Source organism: Microbacterium sp. DT81.1 (genome assembly GCF_049844955.1).
Classification (GTDB): Bacteria; Actinomycetota; Actinomycetes; order Actinomycetales; family Microbacteriaceae; genus Microbacterium.
The window spans coordinates 32912-57676 of record NZ_JBNCMA010000004.1; the positions used below are offsets into that span (position 1 = coordinate 32912).

28 protein-coding genes and 1 pseudogene are annotated in these 24765 nt (G+C 68.0%); 23 read left to right on the plus strand and 6 right to left on the minus strand.

Annotated elements, in window-relative coordinates:
* The first annotated feature begins 79 nt into the window (after positions 1–79).
* The 3 genes from ACLQ2Q_RS11595 to ACLQ2Q_RS11605 all read left to right on the plus strand — a co-directional run bounded on the left by ACLQ2Q_RS11595 (position 80) and on the right by ACLQ2Q_RS11605 (position 1957).
* Positions 80–784 carry a GNAT family N-acetyltransferase gene (locus tag ACLQ2Q_RS11595; protein ID WP_425820618.1) on the plus strand — a complete coding sequence of 235 codons (705 nt, stop codon included), beginning with the start codon at positions 80–82 and terminating at the stop codon, positions 782–784.
* Complete coding sequence (locus ACLQ2Q_RS11600; protein WP_425821077.1) at positions 702–875, plus strand: DNA-binding protein; 174 nt, start codon at positions 702–704, stop codon at positions 873–875. Before ACLQ2Q_RS11595 ends, ACLQ2Q_RS11600 begins: the two co-directional genes overlap by 83 nt.
* Positions 876–1033: 158 nt before the next feature.
* A complete protein-coding gene (locus ACLQ2Q_RS11605; RefSeq protein ID WP_425820619.1) occupies positions 1034–1957 on the plus strand; it encodes a phosphotransferase in 924 nt (307 codons plus the stop codon).
* 144 nt (positions 1958–2101) lie between these two features.
* On the opposite strand, the gene ACLQ2Q_RS11610 is transcribed toward ACLQ2Q_RS11605, so the two are convergent.
* Positions 2102–2695 (minus strand): AAA family ATPase, encoded by a 594-nt coding sequence (locus tag ACLQ2Q_RS11610; RefSeq protein WP_425820620.1) that lies wholly within the window; start codon positions 2693–2695, stop codon positions 2102–2104.
* Between the two features lie 346 nt (positions 2696–3041).
* Between ACLQ2Q_RS11610 and ACLQ2Q_RS11615 the strand changes: the two genes are divergently transcribed.
* The 4 genes and pseudogenes from ACLQ2Q_RS11615 to ACLQ2Q_RS11630 all read left to right on the plus strand — a co-directional run bounded on the left by ACLQ2Q_RS11615 (position 3042) and on the right by ACLQ2Q_RS11630 (position 5588).
* Positions 3042–3308 carry a hypothetical protein gene (locus ACLQ2Q_RS11615; protein ID WP_425820621.1) on the plus strand — a complete coding sequence of 89 codons (267 nt, stop codon included), beginning with the start codon at positions 3042–3044 and terminating at the stop codon, positions 3306–3308.
* Positions 3296–3352: pseudogene (locus ACLQ2Q_RS11620) on the plus strand (hypothetical protein); the annotation flags it as partial. The gene ACLQ2Q_RS11615 and the pseudogene ACLQ2Q_RS11620, both read left to right, overlap by 13 nt.
* Positions 3353–3379: 27 nt before the next feature.
* A complete protein-coding gene (locus tag ACLQ2Q_RS11625) occupies positions 3380–3895 on the plus strand; it encodes a hypothetical protein (protein ID WP_425820622.1) in 516 nt (171 codons plus the stop codon).
* Between the two features lie 517 nt (positions 3896–4412).
* Positions 4413–5588 (plus strand): hypothetical protein, encoded by a 1176-nt coding sequence (locus tag ACLQ2Q_RS11630; RefSeq protein WP_425820623.1) that lies wholly within the window; start codon positions 4413–4415, stop codon positions 5586–5588.
* Positions 5589–5619: 31 nt separating this feature from the next.
* Here ACLQ2Q_RS11630 and ACLQ2Q_RS11635 read toward each other — a convergent pair whose 3' ends face one another.
* Both ACLQ2Q_RS11635 and ACLQ2Q_RS11640 read right to left on the minus strand, forming a co-directional pair.
* The gene (locus ACLQ2Q_RS11635) at positions 5620–6729 is read right to left on the minus strand and encodes an Ig-like domain-containing protein (RefSeq protein ID WP_425820624.1); all 1110 of its coding nucleotides are present in this window, start codon (positions 6727–6729) and stop codon (positions 5620–5622) included.
* Between the two features lie 13 nt (positions 6730–6742).
* Complete coding sequence (locus ACLQ2Q_RS11640; RefSeq protein ID WP_425821058.1) at positions 6743–6955, minus strand: hypothetical protein; 213 nt, start codon at positions 6953–6955, stop codon at positions 6743–6745.
* Between the two features lie 242 nt (positions 6956–7197).
* Here ACLQ2Q_RS11640 and ACLQ2Q_RS11645 point away from each other — a divergent pair, with 242 nt between their 5' ends.
* Positions 7198–7800 (plus strand): DUF998 domain-containing protein, encoded by a 603-nt coding sequence (locus tag ACLQ2Q_RS11645; protein ID WP_425820625.1) that lies wholly within the window; start codon positions 7198–7200, stop codon positions 7798–7800.
* A 147-nt stretch (positions 7801–7947) separates the two neighbouring features.
* Here the strand turns inward: ACLQ2Q_RS11645 and ACLQ2Q_RS11650 are convergent, their stop codons facing one another.
* The gene (locus tag ACLQ2Q_RS11650; RefSeq protein WP_425820626.1) at positions 7948–8589 is read right to left on the minus strand and encodes a TetR/AcrR family transcriptional regulator; all 642 of its coding nucleotides are present in this window, start codon (positions 8587–8589) and stop codon (positions 7948–7950) included.
* 82 nt (positions 8590–8671) lie between these two features.
* On the opposite strand from ACLQ2Q_RS11650, the gene ACLQ2Q_RS11655 reads away from it, so the two are divergent.
* From ACLQ2Q_RS11655 to ACLQ2Q_RS11670, 4 genes are all read left to right on the plus strand, one after another.
* Positions 8672–10102, plus strand: coding sequence for a purine-cytosine permease family protein (locus ACLQ2Q_RS11655; protein ID WP_425820627.1), 1431 nt, complete (start codon positions 8672–8674; stop codon positions 10100–10102).
* Entirely contained in the window at positions 10099–11730 is a 1632-nt protein-coding gene (locus tag ACLQ2Q_RS11660) for an amidohydrolase (RefSeq protein WP_425820628.1), read from the plus strand. Before ACLQ2Q_RS11655 ends, ACLQ2Q_RS11660 begins: the two co-directional genes overlap by 4 nt.
* A 101-nt stretch (positions 11731–11831) precedes the next feature.
* On the plus strand, positions 11832–12404 hold the full coding sequence (locus ACLQ2Q_RS11665) for a GNAT family N-acetyltransferase (RefSeq protein ID WP_425820629.1): 573 nt from the start codon (positions 11832–11834) through the stop codon (positions 12402–12404).
* Positions 12405–12413: 9 nt separating this feature from the next.
* Positions 12414–13364: an SMP-30/gluconolactonase/LRE family protein gene (locus ACLQ2Q_RS11670; RefSeq protein WP_425820630.1), complete on the plus strand. Its 951-nt coding sequence runs from the start codon at positions 12414–12416 to the stop codon at positions 13362–13364.
* Between the two features lie 7 nt (positions 13365–13371).
* Here ACLQ2Q_RS11670 and ACLQ2Q_RS11675 read toward each other — a convergent pair whose 3' ends face one another.
* The gene (locus ACLQ2Q_RS11675; protein WP_425820631.1) at positions 13372–14082 is read right to left on the minus strand and encodes an SDR family NAD(P)-dependent oxidoreductase; all 711 of its coding nucleotides are present in this window, start codon (positions 14080–14082) and stop codon (positions 13372–13374) included.
* Between the two features lie 136 nt (positions 14083–14218).
* Here ACLQ2Q_RS11675 and ACLQ2Q_RS11680 point away from each other — a divergent pair, with 136 nt between their 5' ends.
* From ACLQ2Q_RS11680 to ACLQ2Q_RS11690, 3 genes are all read left to right on the plus strand, one after another.
* Positions 14219–15472, plus strand: a complete 1254-nt coding sequence (locus ACLQ2Q_RS11680) for a multidrug effflux MFS transporter (RefSeq protein WP_425820632.1) — start codon at positions 14219–14221, stop codon at positions 15470–15472.
* 11 nt (positions 15473–15483) lie between these two features.
* Positions 15484–16503, plus strand: a complete 1020-nt coding sequence (locus tag ACLQ2Q_RS11685) for a zinc-dependent alcohol dehydrogenase family protein (protein ID WP_425820633.1) — start codon at positions 15484–15486, stop codon at positions 16501–16503.
* A gap of 534 nt (positions 16504–17037) precedes the next feature.
* Positions 17038–17811, plus strand: coding sequence for an alpha/beta fold hydrolase (locus ACLQ2Q_RS11690; protein WP_425820634.1), 774 nt, complete (start codon positions 17038–17040; stop codon positions 17809–17811).
* A 12-nt stretch (positions 17812–17823) separates the two neighbouring features.
* Here ACLQ2Q_RS11690 and ACLQ2Q_RS11695 read toward each other — a convergent pair whose 3' ends face one another.
* Positions 17824–18240: a CBS domain-containing protein gene (locus tag ACLQ2Q_RS11695; RefSeq protein WP_425820635.1), complete on the minus strand. Its 417-nt coding sequence runs from the start codon at positions 18238–18240 to the stop codon at positions 17824–17826.
* Positions 18241–18345: 105 nt separating this feature from the next.
* On the opposite strand from ACLQ2Q_RS11695, the gene ACLQ2Q_RS11700 reads away from it, so the two are divergent.
* The 8 genes from ACLQ2Q_RS11700 to ACLQ2Q_RS11735 are packed head-to-tail and all read left to right on the plus strand — an operon-like array spanning position 18346 to position 24727.
* Positions 18346–19059 carry a peptidoglycan DD-metalloendopeptidase family protein gene (locus tag ACLQ2Q_RS11700; RefSeq protein WP_425820636.1) on the plus strand — a complete coding sequence of 238 codons (714 nt, stop codon included), beginning with the start codon at positions 18346–18348 and terminating at the stop codon, positions 19057–19059.
* A 35-nt stretch (positions 19060–19094) separates the two neighbouring features.
* Positions 19095–19808, plus strand: a complete 714-nt coding sequence (locus tag ACLQ2Q_RS11705) for a DUF2510 domain-containing protein (protein ID WP_425820637.1) — start codon at positions 19095–19097, stop codon at positions 19806–19808.
* 4 nt (positions 19809–19812) lie between these two features.
* Complete coding sequence (locus tag ACLQ2Q_RS11710; RefSeq protein ID WP_425820638.1) at positions 19813–20637, plus strand: sulfite exporter TauE/SafE family protein; 825 nt, start codon at positions 19813–19815, stop codon at positions 20635–20637.
* A gap of 9 nt (positions 20638–20646) precedes the next feature.
* The gene (locus ACLQ2Q_RS11715) at positions 20647–21096 is read left to right on the plus strand and encodes an FAS1-like dehydratase domain-containing protein (RefSeq protein WP_425820639.1); all 450 of its coding nucleotides are present in this window, start codon (positions 20647–20649) and stop codon (positions 21094–21096) included.
* Positions 21093–21500, plus strand: coding sequence for a MaoC/PaaZ C-terminal domain-containing protein (locus tag ACLQ2Q_RS11720; RefSeq protein WP_425820640.1), 408 nt, complete (start codon positions 21093–21095; stop codon positions 21498–21500). The genes ACLQ2Q_RS11715 and ACLQ2Q_RS11720 overlap by 4 nt, the downstream gene beginning before the upstream one ends.
* Positions 21501–21513: 13 nt before the next feature.
* Positions 21514–22650 (plus strand): UDP-N-acetylmuramate dehydrogenase, encoded by a 1137-nt coding sequence (locus tag ACLQ2Q_RS11725; RefSeq protein ID WP_425821059.1) that lies wholly within the window; start codon positions 21514–21516, stop codon positions 22648–22650.
* Positions 22651–22704: 54 nt separating this feature from the next.
* On the plus strand, positions 22705–23382 hold the full coding sequence (locus tag ACLQ2Q_RS11730; protein WP_425820641.1) for a response regulator transcription factor: 678 nt from the start codon (positions 22705–22707) through the stop codon (positions 23380–23382).
* The gene (locus ACLQ2Q_RS11735) at positions 23375–24727 is read left to right on the plus strand and encodes a sensor histidine kinase (protein WP_425820642.1); all 1353 of its coding nucleotides are present in this window, start codon (positions 23375–23377) and stop codon (positions 24725–24727) included. Before ACLQ2Q_RS11730 ends, ACLQ2Q_RS11735 begins: the two co-directional genes overlap by 8 nt.
* Positions 24728–24765 lie beyond the last annotated feature (38 nt).

Sequence of the window (24765 nt, forward strand, 5' to 3'; positions counted from 1 at the left end):
GATCAGCGAGGATGTGGCATGCCGCGGTGCAATTGGCGAAGGATTGCGACTGCATACTGCGGTGGGGGATGCTCGACGCATGGCCGATGAACGGACACCGGCTGTCGAACTCCGGCGACTGACCGAGGTTCCGCTGTCTGCTGTGATGACGTTGCTGAATGAGCCACGCAATGTACGCCACATGCCGTTGGCTGGGCGGTTCGATGAGGCGCAAACCGCTGGATGGATACAGTCCAAAGACGCTCAGTGGGAAGACTATGGATACGGACCGTGGGCGGTGTTCCTGGACGAGGAGTTCGTCGGCTGGGGCGGATTTCAGCGGGAGGACGTGGGCCCGGAGTTCGGCCTCGTTCTGTTTCCTTCCTTTTGGGGTGTCGGCGCTCAGGTTACTCGAGCCGCTTTGGGCCGCGGGTTCGGCGAGTTCGGATTCGAGGAGGTCTTCGTAGCGCTGCCCTACACTCGCTCGCCGGGCGGTGTCATGGCCAGGTTCGGCTTCACTTCCGCGGAAGACGCGGAAATCGGCGGGGTGCGCTTCCGCCGCTATCGCCTGTCTCGCGACGCCTGGATCCCGTATGCAAAGGCAGACCGGATGGGCGTCTACGATGAACCTGTACGCGACGCCCGCACGGTAGGGGCACCCCGGGTTGGCCCCGTGAATGACCGGTCTATGCATACTCGGTACAGGGCGTACTCTGCATTGCATGAACGGTGCGCGCCGGCTGCCGAACATCGGCGCTCCTGCCACAAGAGCCCTCGACAAGGTGGGCGTGCGGGACCTGGATGACGTCAAGAAAGCCGGCCTCGATCACCTTGCGACACTCCACGGTGTCGGGCCGAAGGCAATTCGAGTGCTGAGAGCCGCGCTTGCGGAATAGCCGACGATCTTGTGCGGAGAGCCACCATGATGGGCGTGCGCCTCTCTTGCGACGCTCCGCCCGAGGAGGTCAATTGCGATTCTCGGTATCCTTCCGCCTCCGTCCCGTTGTTCTCGATACGTTCTCGACTGCCGCCACTGCGCGGAACAAGGTGACTCATGTTGGCACTTGAGGCTGGGCGGGCGACGGACGCCGCAATCGCAATCGCCACGTCGCTTGATCTGGAGGTCGGCAACGCGGTTATCTTGAACAACTCGAACAAGCTGACTCTGCGTCTTCAGCCATGCGATGTCGTAGCGAGAATCGCCCTGGAGCACGATACGTCTGCTCAGTTCGAGATCAGACTCGCGCAACAACTCGTCGACGCTGGTTGTCCGGTCGCTTCTCTCGACCCGCGTGTACCCCCTCGCGTCTATGCCCTCGGCGACTTCGTTGTCACGCTATGGACCTATTACGCATCGGCGACTTCTGAACAGGTACCACCGCCTGACTATGCCGCCGCGTTGATGCGTTTGCATGCCGGCATGCGCACACTGGACGCCCCGGTACCTCACTTCATGGACCGGGTGGAATCGGCTCTTCGCCTTCTCTGCGACCCAAAGCAGAGCCCCGCTCTCAGCGACGCAGACAGAGCCACACTCCTTCACACGTTGAGAACGGTCGCACCCGCGATCAACGAGTTCGGTGGCGCGCAAATGCTTCACGGCGAACCTCATCCCGGGAACCTGCTGGAAACGAAAGACGGGCCACTATTCATCGACCTTGAGACCTGTTGCCGCGGCCCGGTCGAATTTGATCTCGCCCATGCCCCTGAAGCAGTGAGCGACTACTACCCGACTGTGAATACGGAGTTGCTTCGTAAGTGTCGACTGATCGCGTTAGCACTCGCCACGACTTGGCGATGGGACCGAGACGACAAACTCCCACACGGCCGCCAGCTCGCGGCGGAGTGGCTCGAGCAGCTCCACCGCACATCAGAGCTCGCCGGTGATGAGAACTTGGATTCGGGGGCCGACCGGCGCCCAGATGATTGCAGCGCCATTGTCGACAGATCCGCGTGGAGCCCGGTAATCCCTCCTTAACGCTCCACCCACCGTCGCACCGTGGCTTGGGCTGTTGCTCGCCGCCGTCGTCGTAGCCGCTGCGGTGTTCACTTTCGTGCAAGCGACGTCTGCCCGCTTGGCGTCGGTCCCTCGTCTCCACCCGCAGAGGCCGCTTATGGGTGACTAACTGTGCACAACGACGCGATCGAATAGGGAGAGCTCCGCGGCGTCAGGACCATCGATCCTCCGCCGAGATTCTTCCAGCACCTCTTTGGTGATCAGCGCCGCACCGTGAATTGCCGCGGAGTTCCGGAGTTCTAGTCGTCGCCACAGTTCATCGAACGGGATGTCGAAGTAGTGCATTTCGGTGGTGGCGCCGAGGACATGCGCGATCCGGCGGATCTCATCGCGCTCTTCACGCGTCCAGGTTCCGTCTTCCAGAATCACGCTCTGCCCGTGTTCGAGCAGCTCTTTCCACAAATCGTCCAGCCGGTGCTGCAGGTTGTCTCGCATCGCATCGAAGTAGTCGACGCCTAGATCCGCCATCCACTCGTCAGTGCTGAAACGGATGGCGCCCGTCTCCCGTGCTCGCTCGCGCGCAAGAGTCGTCTTACCCGACCCCGGCAGCCCGCAGAAGAGTACGAGCAACGGTCGCTGAATCGTGCTCGCTCTGAAGTCCATCCAGTCCTCCGAATCAGCACCCCACGAAGGCAACCCCGCCACCCCCTGCACCTGGCCCGACCGATTCTTGACGATCAGGACTTCGCCGGAAGCCATGGGTCGAAAATGCTCGTCCCTCGAGGGTAGGCTTCAGCACTTCTCCAGCACACCCGTCCCCATGCACCCGACGCGCACGTTCAAGGATCGCAAGGGAGACAGTCGCGGGCGAGTCCTGTCGGCGGGAAGGAGGGGACGAGAGCTCGTTCGGCCGGGAGACGTGCCCGGCGTTGCTGGTCAGGGGGCTCTGTATCGAAGTGTGGCGAAAGCGGATGACGGTGCGGGGCTAGATCCACGCTCGGGGTCACGGCGTGAGACGGGAGAGACGATGAGGCCTTGTCCAGACCTTCGTCGGGCGGGACAATTCCGCCATCGAGGGCCACGGAACACCGGCGAGGAGTGAGCGATGAATGTTCGGCGCAGTCAGGGAGTGCTCGCGGTGGCCATGACAGTACTAGCCGGCGCCTTGTTGGTTACCCCGGCGACGACGGCAGCGGTGACGGCGCAGGCGACGGGTCTGCGCGATCTGGGCACCCTCGGTGGCCGGGAGAGCAACAGCGTCGACATCAACGCATGGGGTCATGTCACCGGCACCGCGGACACCGCGGATGGGAACAGTCGCGCCTATCTGTGGACTCCGTCTGACGGCATGCGAGCGCGATCAACGATCTAGGACAGGTCGTCGGCTACGCCGATCTCGCCGAGGGCACCACACACGCGTTTCGGTGGACACCGGCAGGCGGAATGCAGGACCTGGGCGCGTTGGCTGGTCAATACAGCATCGCCACCGGAATAAATGTGCGCGGTCAGGTGATCGGAATCTACCGGCCGAACGATGGCGGCGAGCGCGCGTTCCGGTGGTCGCCATTAGAGGGCATGCGGGATCTCGGTGCCTTCTTCCCCCACTCCATCAATGCGCTGGGCCAGGTCGTCGGGGTTGGCGGCGGGATGACGGGACCGACCCGTGCGATTCGGTGGACGGCGTCTGGCGGCATGCAGGATCTGGGCACCCTCGGCGGTCGAGACAGCTACGCGTACGAGATCAACGACCTGGGCCAGATCGTCGGAGTGGCCGACACGAACGTGGAGTTCGAGCCGCATGCCTTTCGATGGACGCCGGCTCACGGAATGACGGACTTGGGCACCCTCGGCGGGAGATACGACAGCGTCGCGGTCGGGATCAACATACGGGGCCAGGTCACTGGAACGTCCAGCATGGCGGACGGCGAACGCCTTCACGCGTTCCGCTGGAGCCCCTAGAAGCCAGGCCCTCGCGCATGGGTGCGAGCCGAAGCACTACCCGTTCGCTCCCTACGCTGCGATCGGTGCACTCGACCCGGTCCCGCTCTCGCCAGCCGTAGTTATGAAGAGGCCCGCCGGGGTGGATGATCGGCGTCCAGACGTATCACCCGAAGGGACCCGATCTCCTTACCAGTGTGAACGGAAAGGTCAGATAGCTATGTCCGTCGTCGGCCACGTCCTGGGAGCCGTGGCCGGTGTGCCCGCTTCTGCAATCACGCGATGCTCCTTCGGCCGCCGACCGCAATGAACCCGTAGAGGAGGTCCCAGCGTTGACGCGGAAGACCCGGCAGCTGCGACTTCGTTTGGGCCCTCGAAGATCTGGTTGTCGTGGCGACCGGACACTCCAATTGTGGCCCGGCGTCATGTACGCAAGCTTTCCTGCTCGAGGGGATACCGGACACGACTCATGGACTCCGAGATCGGGCGGGAATACGATTGGCCGCAGTCACGCAGCACTCTGGGATGGGGGTGTGTGATGCACCTGATTGATTGGGGAGAACGCGTCCGGCGCGTCGTGAGCGTACTAGCACTGTGCGTCGGCGTCGTGCTCGCCGCCTGCGCGTGCTCCGGCGTGATGTCGGGCAATCCGGGGATCGTCGCACCCGGCGCACCGGACCCTGACTGGCCCGATGCTGCCCCCGCGCCAGGGGAAGGCGACCCGAGTGAAGGGCTTGCTGAACCGGACACTGACATCCCGCTGCTCGAATCGTCCAGTCTCAGCGATGCCCTCTCGACAGCGAGCCTCGAGACCCGCTTCGACCCCGCAGTGATCACGCAATTCGAGACGACACGCTTCACGGCCACTATCGTGTTCGGAGTCCCGATCGACAGCGGCGCGACGGAGATTCTGATCGCTTGGACCAACGAGGCGACGTTGATGGGGGAGGACCCGGAGTCATTCGAGGTCAGCCCGACTTCCCCCTCGCGCCAGTGGGTGGACAACGCATTCGCGCACCCCAGCGGCGGGTACGCGCTCAGCTGGACGTGGGATGTGACTCCCCTCCTGGCGGGTGATCGAACACTCAATCTGCGCATTCGCCCGACCGTCGTGATCGACGGCGAGGTCGTCGAGGAGTACGCCGACATCAACGAACCCGTCGTACTCGCCGTTGAGGTCCATCCCGTGCAGCGCGACCTCGACGAAGTGGCTGCGGCGGCTCAATCGCTCGAACTGGACCTGCCGGAGAAGATGACGGTCGGCGAGGAGCACGTGGTGACCATCACCGTGCCGCTGGAGGGGCACGCCGACACGATCGGTGCAGACGTCGAACTCTCGCGCGAGCAGGGGTCGGCAGCGGCCAGTATTGAGATGGCTGGCCAGGTCGAGAACGACGCGACCGCCGGTGCGGAGTCCCGTGCCGCCATCGAGCGCACATGGACCGTCACCCCGACCGAGTCCGGCCGGCTAGACCTCGTCCTCATGACATCCGTACGCGGGGAGGCTGCCGGCCAAGAGCTTCGACGAGAAGTCCACATCACCGCGGCGACAACGGTCGTTGCTGCGCCGCCGACGTTCTGGGAGCTGCTGCAGGGCCCGGTGGTGTACATCACGCCGTTCGTCGCCCTCGCCGCGACCATCGTTGGAGTGTGGCAGACCAGGCGGCGGCGAAAGCCGGCCACCTCGAAGGACACGACCGAGCAGCCCGCGTGAAATAGGGCCGACAAATGGAGAGCGTTCGGCGTCAGATCAGGATGCGCAGGGATGATGCCGCACTCGATGAGGACTTCACCGCGTCCGTGCCTCGGAAGGTTGCGACCACGACATGCTTGCCGCGCGGCAGCTTCGGCAGCAGGAGGGATGCCCGTCCGTCCGCGGCGACCGCGACGCTGCCGACCAACTTCGAGTCCACGAAGAAGTCCATCGTCCCGGCGACGTCGACGCCTGCTGCGGTCGTCACGCGGGCTGAAGCGGTCAGCCGCTCCCGTGAGGTGCCCAGACTGCGTTCCAGTGCGAGGAAGGTGTTCGATGGTGCGGCCGCGCCGAAGGAGACCGGGCCGCTCCAGGACGTCCTCCAGCTGAAGGAGCCACCCGCCTCCCTGCTCCCGCCGGATGCCGCTGCGAGAGTCGCCGGGGTATCCGTGAAGCCTGCGGGCAGATCGGTAGGGATCTGCACCACCAGGCCGTACGGATCGGACCCAGGGAACGTCGGGGAGAGGTTGATCGGGGCGAATCGCGCGTTGCTTGAGGTGAGAGTCGCGGAAGCGTATCCGTTCCATTCCGGTTCGGGGTATTCCCATGGTCCTTCCAGCAGCACCGTCGCGCCGGGGGAGATCACATGGGACGGACCGGGGTCGAACACCGTGTGCTTGGCGTGGTAGAAGAAGTCATCGTCCTGATCGACGCTGTTCATGCCTCCGGTGCCAGAGGTGTCGAGGGACCAGTAGATGGTCCAGTTCGTTTCGCCGCCGTCTGACGTGCAGGTCAGATCAGACACCCCGTCGGAGAGCGCGCCGTCCGGGATGCCCATCTCGACCGGTCCGGGCGCGTCCCACTCCTCGGCGGTGAACGTTGCGGTGACCAGGGGAGAGTCGAAAAGCAGCAGCGTGCAGTGGACCGTCTCCCCCTCCGCCTGCTCGTAGCTGTGGATCATCAGCGATGTCGCGCTCGGATCGATGCTGGTGGGGAGGGGGTGTGTCCAGGTCACGCTGGTCGTGCCGCCCGTCGTCGGGATCACGATGGTGGGCGGCTCAGCGGCATACGCGGAGGAGTCAGCGGCGACGAGGGCGATCACCGCCCCTACCGCGATGGCAGCACGCGAGAGGGAGCGGCGGTTCTGGGTCATCGGCGGCATGGCGTTGTCCTAGTCATCGGCTGAGGTGCTGGTTCCGGCCAGTGTGCTCCCCCGGCCGGAACGAAGGCAAGGGGCCCGATCGTGTGGTTTCGGCGTTTCCGGTGACCTGGCCGCGGATGTCGATTGCAGCAGGGGAGTTGTCGCCACCACCGAGCGTGCCCAGGTCCCTCATTCCGGCAGATGGCGTCCACCGGAACGCATGGCCAGACCCCGTCGGCCGGCGCAGTGGACGGGCTCTCCCAGTCGCTGACCGTCATCTGCGGCTGAAGTGGCTGGCCGGCTCGGACCGTGCCTCGGGTTGCATGCGGACACTCGCTGCATGTCGGCTGCCACGTGAGAGTCCGGGAAGCTGGCAGGTCGTTTGAGCACCGAGATGAACGCCCATGAGGGCATGATGCCGCGAGCCACCACCGGATAGAGTGCCGCGCAGGAGGATGCGCATGGTCGCTGGACGTATGGCTGCTTATATTGAGCGTCGCTGAGATCGCCGCCATCACCGCGGTCGTCGCCGGCGGGATCACGACTGGGCTGATCGCGATGCTTCACGTCCTCAAGCCCGAGTTCGACCCGTCCTGGCGGATGATCAGCGAGTATTCTCTCGGGCGACGCGGGTGGGTGATGCGCCTGGCCTTCGTCACGATGGCCGTCGGCCTTGCGGCGACGTGCGTCGCCTTGTGGCCGTTGGGCGGGGTGTGGACGGTCGGCCTTGCCGCTGTTGCACTCGGCGCGCTCTGCGCCGCGTTCATCGACGCCGATCCGATCATGACTCCGCGCGCTCAGGCCACGCCCGTGGGCAGGGCGCACACGGTGCTGGGCGGTGTGCTGCTCGCCGGGTTTCCCCCTGCCGCGCTGTTCGCGGGGGTCGGAGCGGCACCCGCGCTCGGCTGGACGCTTGCGATCGCCTCCATCGTTCCGCTGGCCGGCCTGGTGTGGTTCCTCATCGCCGCTGCCCCCGCCCACGGGCAGGGCGGCTCGCCTGAGATCCGAATCGGATGGCCCGACAGGTTCTGCCTCCTCGCCTACCTGGCGTGGGTGGTGCTCGCCGCCACCGCCGTTCTCTCCGTCGCCTGACGCAAGAGCACCACGTGAGAGCCCGACACGCGGCCGGTCCGGGATACCTGCGACCCACTCGGTCACAGCGGCACGCCCGGATGTCGATGCCTGCGGTGAATCGAGGCTGCACCGCACGGGCGCTCGGCGGCCGAGCACGCCGTTCTGTCACCGGACCTCGTCCGCGCAAATGCCCTCACGAAGCGTCCCCGGCGGGAGCCCGAGCGCCCATTCCGCCACATCGGCGAGAAAGTACTTGTGGGCGGGGTTGTCCACATCGGCCGCGCTGTTCACATAGGAGCCGGCGCCGTCCACGGCGATGAAGATCCGGATGCAGGCCGCCTCGACATCCTGCTCGGCGAAGTCACCTGAAGCGATCCCGTCGACGATTAGCGTGCTCATGCGTTCTCTGTCAAGGCCGTCCTGCTCTTCCAGCGCCGCACACAGGGCCGGGCTGAAGCGGGAAAGATGACGGGCGTTCAGCCACAGGCGGGCGAGGGATGCGGATGCGCCGCTTTCGATGTAGCGGACGAAGTGCGTCAGGCGTTCGATCGGGCTTCTGCCCCCCGGAAAGAACCGCTCGCGCTCGAGCACGGCCGCCCGCGCGAAAGCTTCGATCACCAGATCTTCGGCGGCGGGGAAGTAGTGCGTGATGAGACCGGGACGCACGCCGAGCCGGTCGGCGACGGCGCGGAGCGTGATGCGCTCGAGCCCTTCCTCGAGTGCGATGTCGGCCGCGTGCGAGAGGATCTCCGCTCGCCGTTCCTCCGGGGGCTTGCGCGATCGGACGGAAACGGGACTTGACGTCATGGGCTCCATGTTATTGAATGGCTGACCAATAGTCCATTGGGCGAATGACCAATAGCAGCGCCGCTGGTCCGGAAGGAAACCCATGTCTCACACGCAGGCTCCCGATGAGCTTTTCGTCGATACCGCATCCCGGCCCGAGACGCGGGGCATCGAACTCATCGACGACTCAGAACGCCACGGGCGTGCCCGCGACCTCTTCTTCATCTGGGCGGCTCCCAATGTCAGCATCCTGAACCTCACGATCGGCGCCACGCTGATCCTGCTGGGGTTGGAGATCTGGCAGGCGATCGCCGTGATCGTGGCCGCCTCCACGCTGTGGATCTTCCCCGGGGTCATCGCTGCGAGCGGCCCGGCGGCCGGAACGTCGGGATCCGTCGTGACGCGCGCGATGTACGGCATCTTCGGCAACAGGTTCTTCGTCGCCTTCGTCGGCTGGTTCATCGGCGCGGTGTTCCTGTCGCTGACATGGCTGGCCTCATCGTTCCTCGGCGCAGACCTTCTGCGACGGGTGGGAATCGACGATCCACTGTGGGTGCCGATCGGCGTGACGCTGGTGGTGTCGGCGGTCACGATAGTCGTGGCGATCTACGGTCACGGGTTGATTCTGCGGCTGTACCCGGCCATGGCGGCGGCCCTCTTCGTCATCTTCCTCGTCGTGGCGGGGTTCATCCTGCCGAGCGTCGATTGGCAGTACGCCGCGCCTGCGCCGCTGGAAGGTGTGGCGCTGTGGTCATCGATCTCGATCGGATTCACGATCCTCGCCTCGACCCCGCTGTCGTTCATCAACAGTCCTGACATCGCCCGGTACCTGCCGCGCTCCACCAAGCCCACGAACATCGCTGCGGCGACCGCTCTCGGCGGTGCCGTGCCGTTCATCGTGTTCACGACGGTCGGCGTACTGCTGGCCACGAGTGTCGGTCCCACCGCATTCGACGCGGGGATCGACGTGGCACTGCTCGACCTGCTGCCAGGGTGGGTGGGCCCACTGCTAGTGGTGGGAGTCGTCATCAACACGATCGCCCTGAACGCCATGACGGCCTACACCTCGAGCATGGCTCTGCAGGCGATCGGATTCCGGCTGCGCCGCATCCCCGCCACGATCATCGTCGGGGTGGTGGGTACCGCGTTGACGATCTATCTCGTGCTCTCCTCGAGTCTGCTCGAAGCCGCGAACCTGATGCTCCAGTTCCTCGTGATCGTCTCGGGCCCGGCGATGGCGATCTTCGTGGTGGACGTGCTGCGTCGCCGATACGCATATGACGGCGTCGAACTCTTCGACGACGCGCCGGGCGGCCGGTTCTGGTATTCGGGCGGGTGGAGCATTCCAGGCATCGCCGCGCTGCTGCTCGGCGGTCTCGCTACCGCGCTGTGCCTGGCGACGGAGGTGTGGGCCGGACCGATCGCGGAGGCGACCGGCTACATCGACCTGTCTGTGCCGGTGGGGATGCTGGTGGCGGCGGCGCTCTACGCCGGCTTGCAGCGCACGCCACTGGGGAAGGGCGGCCGGCCGTGACCACCCTTTTCGTCAACGGCCGCGTCTTCACCGCCGACCCCGATCCCGCGAAGGCATGGGCCGAGTCGGTCGTGATCGACGGCGACACCTTCGCGTACGTCGGGGACGCCGATGGTGCGCCGGATGCGGACACGACGGTCGACCTGGGGGGCCGGCTGGTGCTGCCGGGTTTCACCGACGCCCACACCCACCTTCTGATGATGGGCGCCGCCCTGGCGCAGGTGCAGCTCACGGATGCCCGCAGTCTGGACGAGATCCAGGCGCTCCTGCGGGGCGCCCGCGCCGACAATCCGGATACGGCCGTGCTGCGCGGGCGGGGATGGCTCTTCGATTCGATCCCCGGCGGCGCCCCCACGGCGGCGATGATCGATGCGGCGGTCGCGGACGTTCCGGTATACCTCGATGCGAACGACTACCACTCGTGCTGGGTCAACAGCGCGGCCCTGGCGCAGCTCGGCATAACGCGGGACACTCCGGATCCGCTGGGGGGAGAGATCGCTCGGGATGCCGAGGGCGAGCCGACCGGGATGCTCTACGAGACGGCCGCGACCCGGTTCGCGTGGCGGCACCGCGACGCGACGACCACCGACGTGGACCGGGACGAGCAGGTGGAGCGCGCCATGGAGGCTTACCTCGCCACCGGCGTGACCGGCGTCGTGGACATGGCGTTCGATGAGTTCGGGCTCGCGGCGTTCGAGCGAGCTCAGCAGCGCCGCGGCGGCGAGCTGCCGATCCGCGTCGCCGCGCACTGGATCATCACGAACACCGGTGACGATTCCGCGAACCTCGCACAGGTCGCCCGTGCGATCGAGCTCGCCCATGCGCCCTCGACGCCGTGGCTGCGGGTCGTCGGCATCAAGCTCATCCTGGACGGGGTGATCGACGCGTGCACGGCCGCGATGCGGGATCCCTACGCGGACGGGTCGAACGCGCGGCCGATCTGGCCGCTCGAGCAGCTGAAGCCCGTCATCGCAGCGGCGGACGCAGCGAACCTGCAGGTCGCGCAGCACGCCATCGGCGACTACGCGAGCCAGATCGCCCTCGACGCGATCGAGCACGCGGTCGCGCAGAACGGCGACCGACCCCGACGGCACCGCATCGAGCACCTGGAGTACGCCGCACCAGGAACGGCGGAACGGATGGCCCAGCTCGGTGTGACGGCATCCATGCAGCCGGTGCACGCCGACCCCGCGATCTTCGCGAACTGGGCTGAGATGCTCGGCGATGCCCGGGTCGAGCGCGCCTTCCCCTGGCCCGAGTACGAGGATGCGGGAGCCCTTCTGGCGTTCTCGACGGACGCCCCCACCGCGCCGCATCACGCGCTCGCCAACATGTACATCGCGACGACGCGGGCGTCGGCACTCGACCGCGGGGTGCCCGCCCTGCACCCCCGCTACGCGCTGCCGCTCGAGCGCTCCATCGGGCACGCGACCCGCGACGCGGCCGCCTCGGTCGGCGACGGCGACTGGCGGGGCCGCATCGCACCGGGCTTCGCCGCCGACCTCATTGTGCTCGACACCGATCCCTTCACCGACGGTGCGCCATCGCTGCTGGATGCGCGTGTCCTCGAGACCATCGTCGCCGGGCGCTCGAGGTACACGGCGCAGGAGATCCGACGAGGCAGCTGATGCCGTGGGACACATCCCGCATTGGCGCCCGCGCCTCACACCGACGAGGGTGCGCGTCGTGAGCGTCCATCCTCGCCGGCGTCGAACTCTAGGCTCGTCGCATGAGTGCGGCGATGACGGTACGTGGGGCGGTTCCTGGCGACGCCACGGCGATGGCCGCGGTCATCGTGCAGTCGTGGCGGGAGACGTACCGCGGCATCATGGCCGACGCGGTATTGGATGATCCGGAACTGCTGCCGCGCCGCGAGAGATTCTGGGAGATCGCACTCACGGACGAGCGCTATCGGGACAACCGTGCGGCCGTCGCCATCCGGGACGGCGAGATGATCGGGGTCGCGATGGCGGGTCCTCCGCTCGACGAGGACGCCTGGTGGCCACGGCAGCTCTACGTCCTCTACGTTCTCGAAGCGTTCCATGGGAGTGGGGCGGCCCGCCCCTTGCTCGATGCCGTGATCGACCCGGCTCTGGACGCCGCACTCTGGGTGGCCGACGCGAATCCGCGCGCCCAGGCGTTCTACCGGAAGTGCGGCTTCCGCAGCGACGGCACCACGACGATCGACGAGGGGGTCCTCGAGATCCGGATGGTGAGGCGCGCCACCCATGACGCGGGGGACCGCGAAGACCGCGGGCCGAAGATTCCCCGAACCGATCCCGGGTGGCCGGAGCGGTCATAGCATTTGGTCATGGCTGGTCGCACCGTTGCCCGTACCTTGACCGCTGCTGCACTGACAGGGCTGCTCGCCGTCTCATCGGCGAACGCCGCCTACGCCGCGGGTTCCCCGCCCGGTGGCGGCGCGGTCGAGGACCTGATCGATCTCCCCGACGGGTTCCAGCCCGAGGGAATCGCCATCGACCGGCGGGGGACCGCGTACCTCGGGTCGCTGAGCGACGGTGACATCTACGCCGCCGATCTGCGAACCGGTGAGGGCGAGGTCATCAGCGAGGGACCAGGAACCGCGTCCGCGGGACTGAAGGTCGACCGCTTCGGCCGCCTGTTCGTCTCTGGAGGTCCATCCGGCACCGCGCGCGTGATCGACTCGGCCACCGGCGAGGTGCTGGCGACCTACCAGCTCGCCACCGGTGCGGCGTTCATCAACGATGTGGTCGTGACGCGGGACGGCGCCTGGTTCACGAACAGCCAGGCTGCCGAACTGTACCTGCTGCCGATCGGTCCGTCCGGGGACCTTCCTGACCCCGACGACATCGTGACGCTGCCGCTCACGGGCCAGTGGGTGCAGCAGGCGGGGTTCAACGCCAATGGAATCGCCGAGACGACCGACAAGAAGGCACTCCTCGTGATCCAGTCGGCGACGGGGACTCTCTTCCGCGTCGACCCCGACAGGGGTGACGCGACGGTCGTCGACCTCGGCGGCACGTCGCTCCGGTTCGGTGACGGACTGCTCGTCGTCGGCCGCACGCTCTACGTCGTGCAGAACCGGCTCAACCAGGTCGCGGTCATCCGGCTGGATGCGCACGGCACGAGCGGATCGCTCGTGGAGACCCTGACCAGCGAGGACTTCGACGTGCCGACCACGCTCGCCGCCTACGGATCGAGCCTGTTCCTCCCCAACGCCCGCTTCGGCTCGCCGCCGGCGACGGGCACCGACGACGACGTGGTGCGTATCGACCGCTGAGCCGGGCCTAGCCGAGCGGGATGCCGGTGTGTGCTTCGAGCGCGGCCAGAAGCTGCGCCTGGAAGCGCTGGTCGCGGGCGTTCGCGTCGGGGAGCTGGGTTCGCCGGTGGTACCAGTACCCGCCCGTCGCGGGCTCGACATCCGGGTGCGTGGCCAGCCACGCCTGAGTCTCGTGCCCCGCGGCCAGATCATCCGGTGCTCCGGCACCGCCCATCCGCGTCGGAACCCAGCCAGGATCCACGGCGTGGCTCGTGGTCCCCGGCCAACGGGCCGCGACAGCGAGGGCGAGAGCGGTGACCCAGAGCTTACTGTCACCGTAGGAGGCCCGGCCTGAGCCGAGACCCCGAAGGTCGGTGGAACCGCCGCGATGCATCGAGCTGCTCAGGTAGATCAATCGACCCGGCTTGTCCATCAGGGCCGTGAGCGCATATGGCGCCACGATGTTGACCGGAACCGCGTCAGGGGGACGCAGCGCTCCGGCGTTGTGGATGACCGCATCGAATCGTCCGAAGGCGGCTGCCTGCTCGGCGACATCCCGTGTCTGATCGAGGTCCGCGAGGTCACCGAAGACCGCTCCCAGCCACGGCGCGGCACCCTCAGCCGGCCGCCGAGACGACCGGCGCGCGTGCACCACGACCTCGTGTCCCCGAGAGGCCAGCTCGGTCGCGGCGTTGAAGCCGAGACCCCCGGATGATCCGGTCACCAGGATCCGCGCCACCGCTCCACCTTCCGCACGCAGCTTGAGTGCCGCGGAACTCAACGCTAAGCGCACTCGCGCGCTCGAGGGGTGCCCTTGCAGTACACCCCTCACCAGAGACTCCCGCCGATCTGGTCGAGCGACGAGGCTGAGGGGTATGCCCGATCAGATCGCTCCGCCCCGGCCGGCGTTCAGCCGCCTGCTGCCGACCCTGTTGCTGCTGCTGACGGTGTTCGGTCCCATCTCCATGGACCTCTACCTGCCGGCGCTGCCCGCTCTGACGGACGAGTTGGATGCCGCGACCTCCGTCGCGCAGCTGACGGTCACCGCGTGCCTGATCGGACTGGCCGCCGGCCAGTTGATCGCAGGACCCCTGTCCGACCGGTTCGGACGCCGCGGCATTCTGCTCGGGGGCATCGCCGCGTACATCGCCACGTCCGCGCTCTGCGCGATCAGCCCGACCGTCGAATTGCTCGTCGCGGCACGCTTCGTGCAGGGGCTCGCCGGTGGCGTCGGCATCGTGATCGCCCAGGCCGCGGGCCGTGACATCTATGCCGGTGGCGACCTCATCCGGTTCTACGGGCGACTCACCGTGGTGGGCGGGTTCGCGGCGATCGTCGGACCGCTGCTCGGCGGCATGCTGAACACGGTCACCGACTGGCGGGGACTGTTTGCTCTCCTGGCTGCCGTCGGTGCCGGCATCCTGCTCGTCACCCTGCTGGTGTTCCGGGAGACGCTCCCCATCGAACAGCGCATTCGGGGCGGCTTCGCGCGGACGATCCACGACTTCCGCACGCTGCTGGCGGATCGGGTGTTCCTCGGCGCGGTCCTCAATCAGGGCTTCCTCTATGCCGCGCTCTTCGCCTACCTGGCGGGCTCCACGTTCGTACTGCAGGACATCTACGGCCTGTCCCCGCTCGGGTACGCCCTCGCTTTCGGCCTGAACTCCGCCGGATTCATGACCTTCGGCTACCTCTCCGGCCGCTCGGCCGAGGCGTGGAGCGTCTCCGGCACGCTCACCATCGGCATCGTGACGGCGGGGCTAGGGGCTCTCGGGCTACTCGCCTCCGGCGTCACGTCCATGCCGCTGTGGGTGATGATCGTGTCGCTCTTCCTGCTCGCCAGCGGCGTCGCCATCACTTCGCCGCCCGCCACGACCCTCGCCCTTCTCGGATACCCGCAGATGGCGGGAACCGCGTCGTCTCTGCTGGGCATGGTGCGCTTCGGGTTCGGTGGCGTCGCGGCACCGCTCGTCGGCATCGCCGGCGCTCTGAGCATCCTGCCCCTCGGGGTGGTCACGACCGCAGCGGTGCTGCTCGCGGGTGCAAGCTTCCTCTTCCTGGTTCGCCGAGCGACGCCGTCCGCGGCGCCGTCGGCGACGCATCCCCTTCCCGCCACTCTCATCGAGTAAGGAGCCCCACCATGCGTGGAGTCATCATGTACGCGCCCGGCGACGTCCGGGTCGAGGACCGCGAGGACCCGGTGATCGTCGAACCGACCGACGCCATCATTCGCCTCTCGGCGTCCTGCATCTGCGGGTCCGACCTCTGGCCGTATCGTGGCGCCGAACCGGCCGACCACATCGCGATGGGTCACGAATACGTCGGCGTCGTCACCGAGATCGGGGCGGACGTGAAGAACGTGGATGTGGGGGACTTCGTGGTCGGGTCGTTCTTCGCATCCGACAACACCTGCGAGATCTGCCAGGCCGGCTACCAGTCCCGCTGCGTGCACGCGCAGCCCGTCGGCGCGCTCGGCACCCAGTCCGAGTTCGCCCGCATCCCGCTGGCCGACGGCACCCTGGTCGCCACTCCGGGTCAGCCGGACCCGGATCTCATCCCGTCGCTGCTCGCGGCATCCGACGTCCTGGGCACCGGCTGGTTCGCCGCCATCGCCGCCGAGGCCGGGCCGGGGAAGACCGTCGCGGTGGTCGGCGACGGCGCCGTCGGCCTGCTCGGCGTCCTCGCGGCGCGCGAGCTGGGCGCGGCGCGCATCATCGCCATGTCCCGCCACGCCGACCGGCAGGCCATGGCTCGAGAACTCGGCGCGACCGACATCGTCGAAGAGCGCGGCGACGCCGGCGTGGCGAAGATCAGGGAGCTGACGAACGGGCTCGGCGCGCACAGCGTGATCGAGGCCGTCGGCACCCAGGAGTCGATGATGCAGGCGATCCGCGCCACGCGCGCGGGCGGGCATGTCGGCTACGTCGGCGTCTCGCACGACGTGTCGCTGGACGGGCTCGAACTGTTCTTCTCGGGGGTGCACCTGCACGGCGGCCCCGCGCCGGTGCGCCGATTCCTGCCGGAGCTGATCCGGCTCATCTGGGATCGCAAGATCAACCCGGGCGTCGTGTTCGACCTCACCCTTCCGCTGGAGGATGCCGCGGAGGGCTACAGGGCGATGGACGAGCGCCGCGCGACCAAGGTGCTGCTCACCGTGTGACCCCGGAATACGGGCGGCCGCGGCGACCCCGGCCCGCGAGTTGCGACGAGGACTCGCGCCGGAGATTAGACAGCGGCGGTGATGTGCGTCAGCATGGGGGTGGGGGTTCGGGTCAAGACCTCAGGTCGAGAGTTGTCCCCAGCGACTGTGGGTGACGGTCCCCAACGTCAACCGACTCGATCTGCCCCTGGGCCCTCTCGAGAAGATCTGTCCCCAAAGGGAGTCTCGAGAGGGTCCTTGGCTCCCGAGATGACCACCGAGCCTCTTTCGCCGGCTCCCCATCGGGCGGAGTCGGCGAAAGAGCTCAGGTGCAGGTCTGATGACCCCAGCAATCGCCCGAGTCTCGGATGCCTTCGCCGCAGTCCCCACTGCCGGCACGAAGATCCCGGGTACTCCTCACCCTAAAGCCACTTCCGGCATCGTGTCCACCAAAAGGGGGACAAAAAGCCTGCGAGTTCGGCGAGAGACGCGGGCGGGGTGCACTTCGGCGTCGGTGCGGGGCAGCGGCTACGGTAGCGGGATGGGGAGAACGGGGTGAGTGGTGTGCGCAAGGGGCTCAGTCCTCCGTCGCTGGAAGTGCCGATCCGCGATCTGCTCTTCCGGGTGTTCGCGTCCACCCGTCCGGAGAACGCGTCCGCGGTGCCGTACGTGATCGTGCACGGCATCGGCGTCTCTCACCGGTACTCGTCGCCTCTGCACGACACGCTGGCAGCCGAAGCCGACGTCTACTCCGTCGACCTTCCCGGATTCGGCGGGCTGCCGAAACCGAAGCGCGATCTGACGATCGAAGAGATGGCGGGCGCACTGGGTGAGGCGCTCGACGCCATCGGCGTGAAGGATGCCGTGCTGATCGGTCATTCGATGGGCACCCAGTGGGTGGTCGAGTTGGCCCTTCAGCGCCCCGACCTCGCGTCATCCGTCGTCGTCATCGGTCCTGTCACCGACGACCGGCATCGATCCGTCCTCGCGCAGTCCGCGGCGCTCGGCATCGACACGTTGGGCGAACCGCCGATCGCGAATGCGATCATCTTCACCGACTATCTGCGGTCAGGGCCGGTCTGGTATTCCACGCAGCTGCGTCACATGCTGGCGTACCGGCTGGAGGACAAGGTCGGCGATCTCGCGGTGCCGCTGCTCGTCATGCGCGGCGGCAAGGATCCCATCGCGGGGACCGAGTGGTGCCGGCGGGTGCGCGACAGCGCGCCGAGGGGATCCCTCGTTCTGGTGCCGGGGCACCACCACGTCGTGCAGTACACGGCTCCGCGCGCTGTCGCGTCGGCCATCACCTCGCTCGTGACGACCGTCTAGCTGTCGCCGGTCTCAGTCCTCGGAGATCTCCGCCACGGTCTCGCCCGTCTCGGTCGCCGAGAGCGAGCGTGCGATGTCGGCCTGGCTGATGATGCCGACGAGGTCGTGCCCGTCGATGACCGGCAGCCGGCGCACCTGGTAGTCCTGCATCACGCGCAGCGCCTCACGGATGTCGTCATCCGCGCCGATCGTGACGGGCTTGCCTTCGGCAAGGCTTCCGGCGGTCACCGACGACGGGTCGCCACCGTCTGCGATGCATTTGACCACGATGTCGCGGTCGGTGATCATCCCCTTCAGCCGTTCGTCGTTGCCGCAGATGGGCAGTGCGCCGACATCCAGCTCGCGCATGAGTCGGGCGGCGTCGACGAGTGTCTCGTCCTCACGGACGCACCGGGGGTCGGTGCTCATGATGTCGCGTGCAACAGTCATGGGACTGGTCCTCTCTCTAGATGGATGCCGTGACTGTAGTTTCGGCGCGGCGAACGCGCCCGGGGGTTGACGGATGGACTTCGGCGGGTGTGGAGTCGAGGTTCGATGCCGAATGAGCTGGATTCGCCGGTGGTGGTGGACTTCCCCTTGCGGGGGGAGGGCTGGCTCGCCGTCACCACACCGGCAGCGCGCATCCCGAGCCACGGCGTGGACGCGCTGGGTCAGCGTTATGCGTACGACTTCCTCATGGTCGACGAGCGCCCGGGCGAGTACTTCTTTCCCGGCAGCGGTCTCGGCGGCGCGCTTTTGGGAGTGCGCACCCGCGACTGCTACGCGTGGGGAGCGCCGATCCACGCGCCGTTCGCCGGAGAGGTGGTGGCCGCCCTCGACGGGATGCCGGAGCGGCAGTGGATTCATCCTGTGCGGGAGGTCGTGCGGCAGGTCGTTCACGGGGCGACGTTCGCACCGTCCCGGCTGATGTCGATCCTCGGCAATCATGTGGTTCTGCGCTCGGGCGGCCTTTTCGCGGGTCTCGTGCATCTCGCACCCGGCACCCTCACCGTCGCCGTCGGTCAGTCGGTGCGCTCCGGAGACGTGCTCGGCGCGGTCGGCCACACCGGCAACTCGACCAGTCCGCATCTGCATTTCCAGCTGATGGATGCGGCGGATCCGCTCGTCGCCCAGGGGGTGCCCTGTGCGTTCCGCTCGTACGAGGTGCAGCGCCACGGCGCCTGGTCGGCCGTGACGAATGGCATCCCGGGCCGACACGAGCGCCTGCGCTTCGCCGGGGATGGCGTAGGCGGCGCGGATAGGGTGTGAGGGCGGGGCCTCGACTTCCCGCGGACGAGGGCACGATGACATCGACACCTGCCGGCTGGTACGACGACGGCCACGGTGCCGCACGCTGGTGGGACGGCGCGCAGTGGACGGAGCACACCCAGGCCGCGGCGGTCGCCCAGCCCGCGGCGGTCGCTCAGCCCGCGGCGCCCAACCAACCCGGGCCGAACAGCCAGCCCGCGGCGGTCGCGACGACCTCTGCACCGTTCAGCGGCACGGCCGCCGCTCTTCCGCCGGTCGCCCCGGCGAAACGCGGTTGGCTGATCCCCGTCATCCTGGGCGGTTCCTTCCTGCTGCTCGTCCTCCTCGCGGTGATCTTCGTCCCGGTGCTCGTGAAGACGATGGCGACCGGCGGGTACGCCGGCGACGAGCTGGAGGCGGTCGAAGTCGTAGAGGCCTACGACGACGCCTGGCAGTCCGGCGATTGCGACGGTTTCGAGGCGACGACGACCGAGAATCTGCGCGCCGAGACGTCGCTCGAGGACTGCGCGACGTTCGAGGAGGCCTCGGCGGGGTTCCAGGAGTCGACGGACGCCTACGAGCTCGAGGTGGTCGACGTGACCAGCGAATCGGGAGTCATCACGGTGCGGACCGACGAGACCTACACCAGTTATCTCGACGAGGACGACAATCCTGTCCCCGGATACGACGCCCTCTCGACGGTCGACTACACCCTGGTCGAATCCGATGGGGAGTGGCTCATCGACAGCGCCTCCTACCTCGAGGAGTGATCGCATGAGCGAGGCGCCTCCGCGCGCGGGCATGACTCCGCGATTCATCCTGACCTGCATCGGCGTCGGGCTGGCCGCCGGCCTCCTGTCCGGGCTCTTCGGAGTGGGTGGCGGTACGGTCATCGTCCCGCTGCTCGTTCTCCTGTTGGGCTTCGACCAGCGGCGGGCGGCCGGCACATCCCTTGCGGCGATCGTCCCGACGGCCACCGTCGGCGTCATCTCGTACGCGCTGACGGACTCCGTCGCATGGATTCCCGCGCTGCTGCTCGCCGCCGGGGCCGTCGTCGGCGCTCAGATCGGCACGTGGCTGCTGCCCAGGGTGTCGCAGGTGGCCCTTCGGTGGGCGTTCGTCGGGTTCCTGGCGGTGGTGATCGTGAGCCTGTTCGTCGTCATCCCGTCTCGGGACGCCGTGCTGGAACTGTCGTGGCTCGTAGGAATAGGCCTCGTCGTGCTGGGCGTCATCACGGGGACCCTTGCGGGGCTGCTGGGCGTCGGCGGCGGCATCATCGTTGTTCCCGTGCTCGTGCTGGTCTTCGGCGCGAGCGATCTCATCGCCAAGGGCACGTCGCTGCTCATGATGATCCCGACCGCGGTGAGCGGCACGATCGGCAACATCCGCCGGCGCAACACAGACCTGCGAGCGGCGGCCCTGATCGGCGTCGCCGCGTGCACCACGACCGCCCTCGGCGCGTGGATCGCGACCATCATCGATCCGCTCCTCGGCAACATCCTGTTCGCCGCCTTCCTGACCTTCATCGCGGTGCAGATGGCACTTCGCGCCATTCGCGCGCAGCGCGAGGCGAGGAGGCGCCCCAAGGAGGATCGGTAGGATGGCCGGGTGCCAGTGAACCCCGAGCTCGTCGGCCGAGTCTTCCCCCCGACATCCCCCTATCTGGTCGGCCGCGAGAAGGTGCGCGAATTCGCGCGTTCCGTCTTCGCCGAAGATCCGCGGCACTTCGACCCCGAGGCGGCTCGTGCACACGGCCTCGCCGACGTGGTGGCCCCGCCGACATTCGCGATCGTCGTGCAGGAGCAGACTCTGGCCCAGCTGCTCGGCGAACCCGACTCCGGGATCGTTCTCGAGCACGTGCTGCACGCCGAGCAGCGCTTCCGCTACTCGCGGCCCATCGCGGCCGGCGACGAGCTGACCGCCACCCTGACCGTCAGCGGGATACGAGCCCTCGGAGGCAACACGATGGTGACCAGTGACGCCGAGGTGCGCGATGCGGCGGGCGAGCACGTCGTGACCACGACGTCGGTTCTCGTCGTCGGCGGAGGCGATTCGTGATCCCCGCCGTCGGCGATATCGTCGCAGAGCGCACCGTGCACCTGACCCGCGAGTCGCTCGTACGCTACGCAGGGGCGTCCGGTGACTTCAACGCCATCCATTACCGCGACGACATCGCACGGGCCGTCGGGCTGCCCGGCGTGCTGGCGCACGGGATGCTGACGATGGGCGTCGCCGTGTCGACACTCGATGCGTGGCTGGGCTCCTCCGGCACCGTGACCGAGTACGGTGTGCGGTTCACCCGCCCGGTGGTGGTGGATGCCGAGAGCGGCGCCGATGTGACGGTGGTCGCCAAGGCCGCGGAGGTCGACGCCGAAGCCCGCACGGCGCGCATCGATCTGACCGTCACGCACAACGGAACCACCGTCCTCGGCAAGGCGCAGGTGCGCGTGCGGTTCGAGTAGGGCCCGGATGCCGATGCCCGATGTGACGCCCGTCCCGCTGTCCACCCTCACCACCCTTCGAACCGGCGGAACGCCGACCGCACTGATCGACGCTGCGACGACCGATGAACTGGTGGCCGCTCTGCGCGAGACCTGGGCGTCGGGCGACGAATGGCTCGTCCTGGGCGGCGGTTCGAACCTGTTCGTCGGCGACGAGCCCTTCGAGGGGACGGTCGTGCGCGTACGCACGACCGGTATCGAGCGGCTGCCGTCGCCCCGACCGGGGTACGGGCGCCTGCGGGTGCAGGCGGGGCACAACTGGGACGAGCTCTGCGCGTACGCCGTCTCGGCGGGACTCGCCGGGTTGGAGGCGATGTCGGGCATACCGGGGACCGTGGGCGCCGCGCCGGTGCAGAACATCGGCGCCTATGGCCAGGAGATCTCCCAGACCCTCGTCGAGGTCGACCTGCTCGACGAGTCGTCGGGTGAGGTCTCGACCGTTCCCGCCTCAGAGCTCGGGCTCGGATTCCGCACCTCCGTCTTCAAGCACCACTACGGCTCGGCGCCACTTCGACGCGCGGTCATCCTCACCGTGACGTTCGAAGTGGCCGAGGTCGGCCATGAGAAGCGGGAAGTGGTGGGCGCGCAGCTTCGAGCTGCGCTGGGGCTCAAGGCCGGTCACCCGGTGTCTCTGGAGTGGATCCGGGAGCACGTGCTCGCGGTGCGGCGCTCGAAGGGCATGGTGCTCGATGACGCGGATCCCGATACGTACAGCGCCGGCTCGTTCTTCCAGAATGCGGTGGTGTCCGCATCCTTCGCCCGCACGCTGCCGGACGAGTGCCCGCGATGGCCGCTCGCACCCGACGTGGATCCCGTGACGATCATTCCGCTGGCCGCATACGACGGCGTGGTCGCCCCGCCGCCCTCGGTCGTCAGCGACGTGAAGGTGAGCGCCGCCTGGCTCATCGAGCACTCCGGGCTGCGCAAGGGCTTCAAGCTGCCGCGCTCGCGGGCGGCGCTGTCGACGAAGCATGCGCTCGCGCTGACGAACCGCGGCCAGGGGACGGCGGCCGAACTCGCCGAGCTCGCGCGCTTCATCCAGGGTCGCGTGCAGTCCGAGTTCGGGCTCGTGCTGCAGCCGGAGCCCGTGCTCGTGGGCGTCGAACTCTGACGCGGATCGCTCCGCTTCAGCGGCGCTTCAGCGTTCATCGGCCACGATAGGCACATGCGCCTGCTTGTGGTCGACGACGAGCCGCGCCTCGCGGAAGGCCTCAAGAGAGGGCTGGAGGCCGAGGGGTTCGCGGTCGACGTCGCGCACACGGGGCCGGACGGGCTCTGGTTCGCTCGCGAGCAGGAGTACGCCGCCATCCTGCTCGACATCATGCTGCCGGGAATGAACGGTTACGTCGTCTGCCGCACCCTGCGGAACGAGCGGAATTGGACACCGGTGCTGATGCTCACCGCCAAGGACGGCGAATGGGACCAGGTCGAGGGACTCGACACCGGGGCCGACGACTACCTGACGAAGCCCTTCTCGTTCGCCGTGCTCGTGGCCCGCGTGCGGGCGCTCATCCGCCGCGGGGCATCCGCCCGCCCCACCGTGCTCACCGTGGGAGACCTCGCCCTCGACCCTGCATCCAGGTCCGTCGTGCGGGGCGGAGCACCCATCGACCTAACGGCGCGGGAGTTCGCGGTGCTGGAGTTCCTGATGCGCCGGGGCGGGGAGGTGGTGTCGAAGGCGCAGATCCTCGACGGCGTCTGGGACTTCGCCTTCGAGGGGGATTCGAACATCGTCGAGGTCTACATCGCCCATCTCCGGGCGAAGATCGACCGGCCGTTCGGTCGCGCGAGCATCGAAACGCTCCGCGGAGCGGGATACCGGCTCGGCGCCGACGATGGCTGAGCTCCCGGGCGTTCCACGGGGCGCGGCGCGACGGCGCGCCGGCATCCGGATGCGGATCACGGCGGCCGCCGCATCGGTCGTCGCCGTCGCGCTGCTCGTGGGGGCGGTCGCCTTCTGGTTGACCCTGCGCACCGCGCTCTACGGAGAGCTGGCGTCCTCGGCCGAGCAGGATGCGGCGGCCTTCGCGGAACAGGTGGAGCAATCGGGCCGAGAGGCCCTCCCGGACCTGGACGACGATCGGTTCTGGCAGCTGATCGACCGCGACAGCGGGTCGGTGATCGCAGCCAGCGAGGCCGCAGAGGGCGTCGATGCGCTCGCGGACCGGGAGGGCGGCACCCAGAGCCTCGTCGTTCTGGAGGACGGCGATCCGCCCTTCGTGACCGCGGCGGAGCGTGAGGGAGGCGACGTGATCGTCGTCGCCGGACGCAGCACGGAATCCGCGGACGACACCCTTGCGACCGTGGGGCTGCTGCTCGCCGTCGCCGTGCCCCTCATCGCCGCCATCGTCGCCGGCACGACCTGGCTCGCGGTCGGACGGGCGCTCGCGCCGGTGGAGCGCATGCGGCGAGAGGTCGAGGCGGTGACCTCGACGGATCTGCACCGCCGCGTCGAGGACCCGGGCACGTCGGACGAGCTGGGAAGGCTGGCGCGCACGATGAACGGCATGCTCGCTCGTCTGGAAGACGCCCAGGCGGCGCAGCGGCGGTTCATCTCCGACGCCTCGCACGAGCTGCGGTCGCCGTTGGCGACGCTGCGGCAGTACGCGGAGGTGGCGCACGCGCACCCCGATCGCATCGGAGCCGTGGAGCTGAGCGAGGTCGTGCTCGACGAGGGGGCGCGGCTCGAGCGGCTGGTGCAGGGCATGCTCGTGCTGACGCGGGCGGACGAGGGCGCCCTCGCGCTGACTGCGGCGGATGTCGACCTCGACGACCTGCTCTTCGCAGAGGCGCGGCGGCTGCGGGAACTGGGCGGCGTCGAGGTGGAAGTGAGCGCGGTTGTGCCCGTGCGCGTCCGCGGTGACGCGGGTCTGCTTCGCCAGGTGGTGCGCAACCTCGCCGACAACGCCGCCCGCCACGCCCGCGGGAAGGTGGCCTTCGCGTCGTGGCAGGACGCGGCATCCGCCTTCTTCGCTCTCGACGACGACGGCGCAGGCATCGCACCCCAGAGCCGCGACCGGGTGTTCGAGCGCTTCGTGCGGCTGGACGAGGCCCGCACGAGGGACGCCGGAGGCAGCGGGCTGGGACTCGCGATCGTGCGGGAGATCCTGCGCGGCCATGGCGGCGTCGTCCGCGTGGTCGAGAGCCCGCTCGGCGGCGCCCGGTTCGAGGCGCGCCTCCCGCTCTGATCGGGCTCTCCGACTTTCGGCCGCTTCAGGTTGGCTTC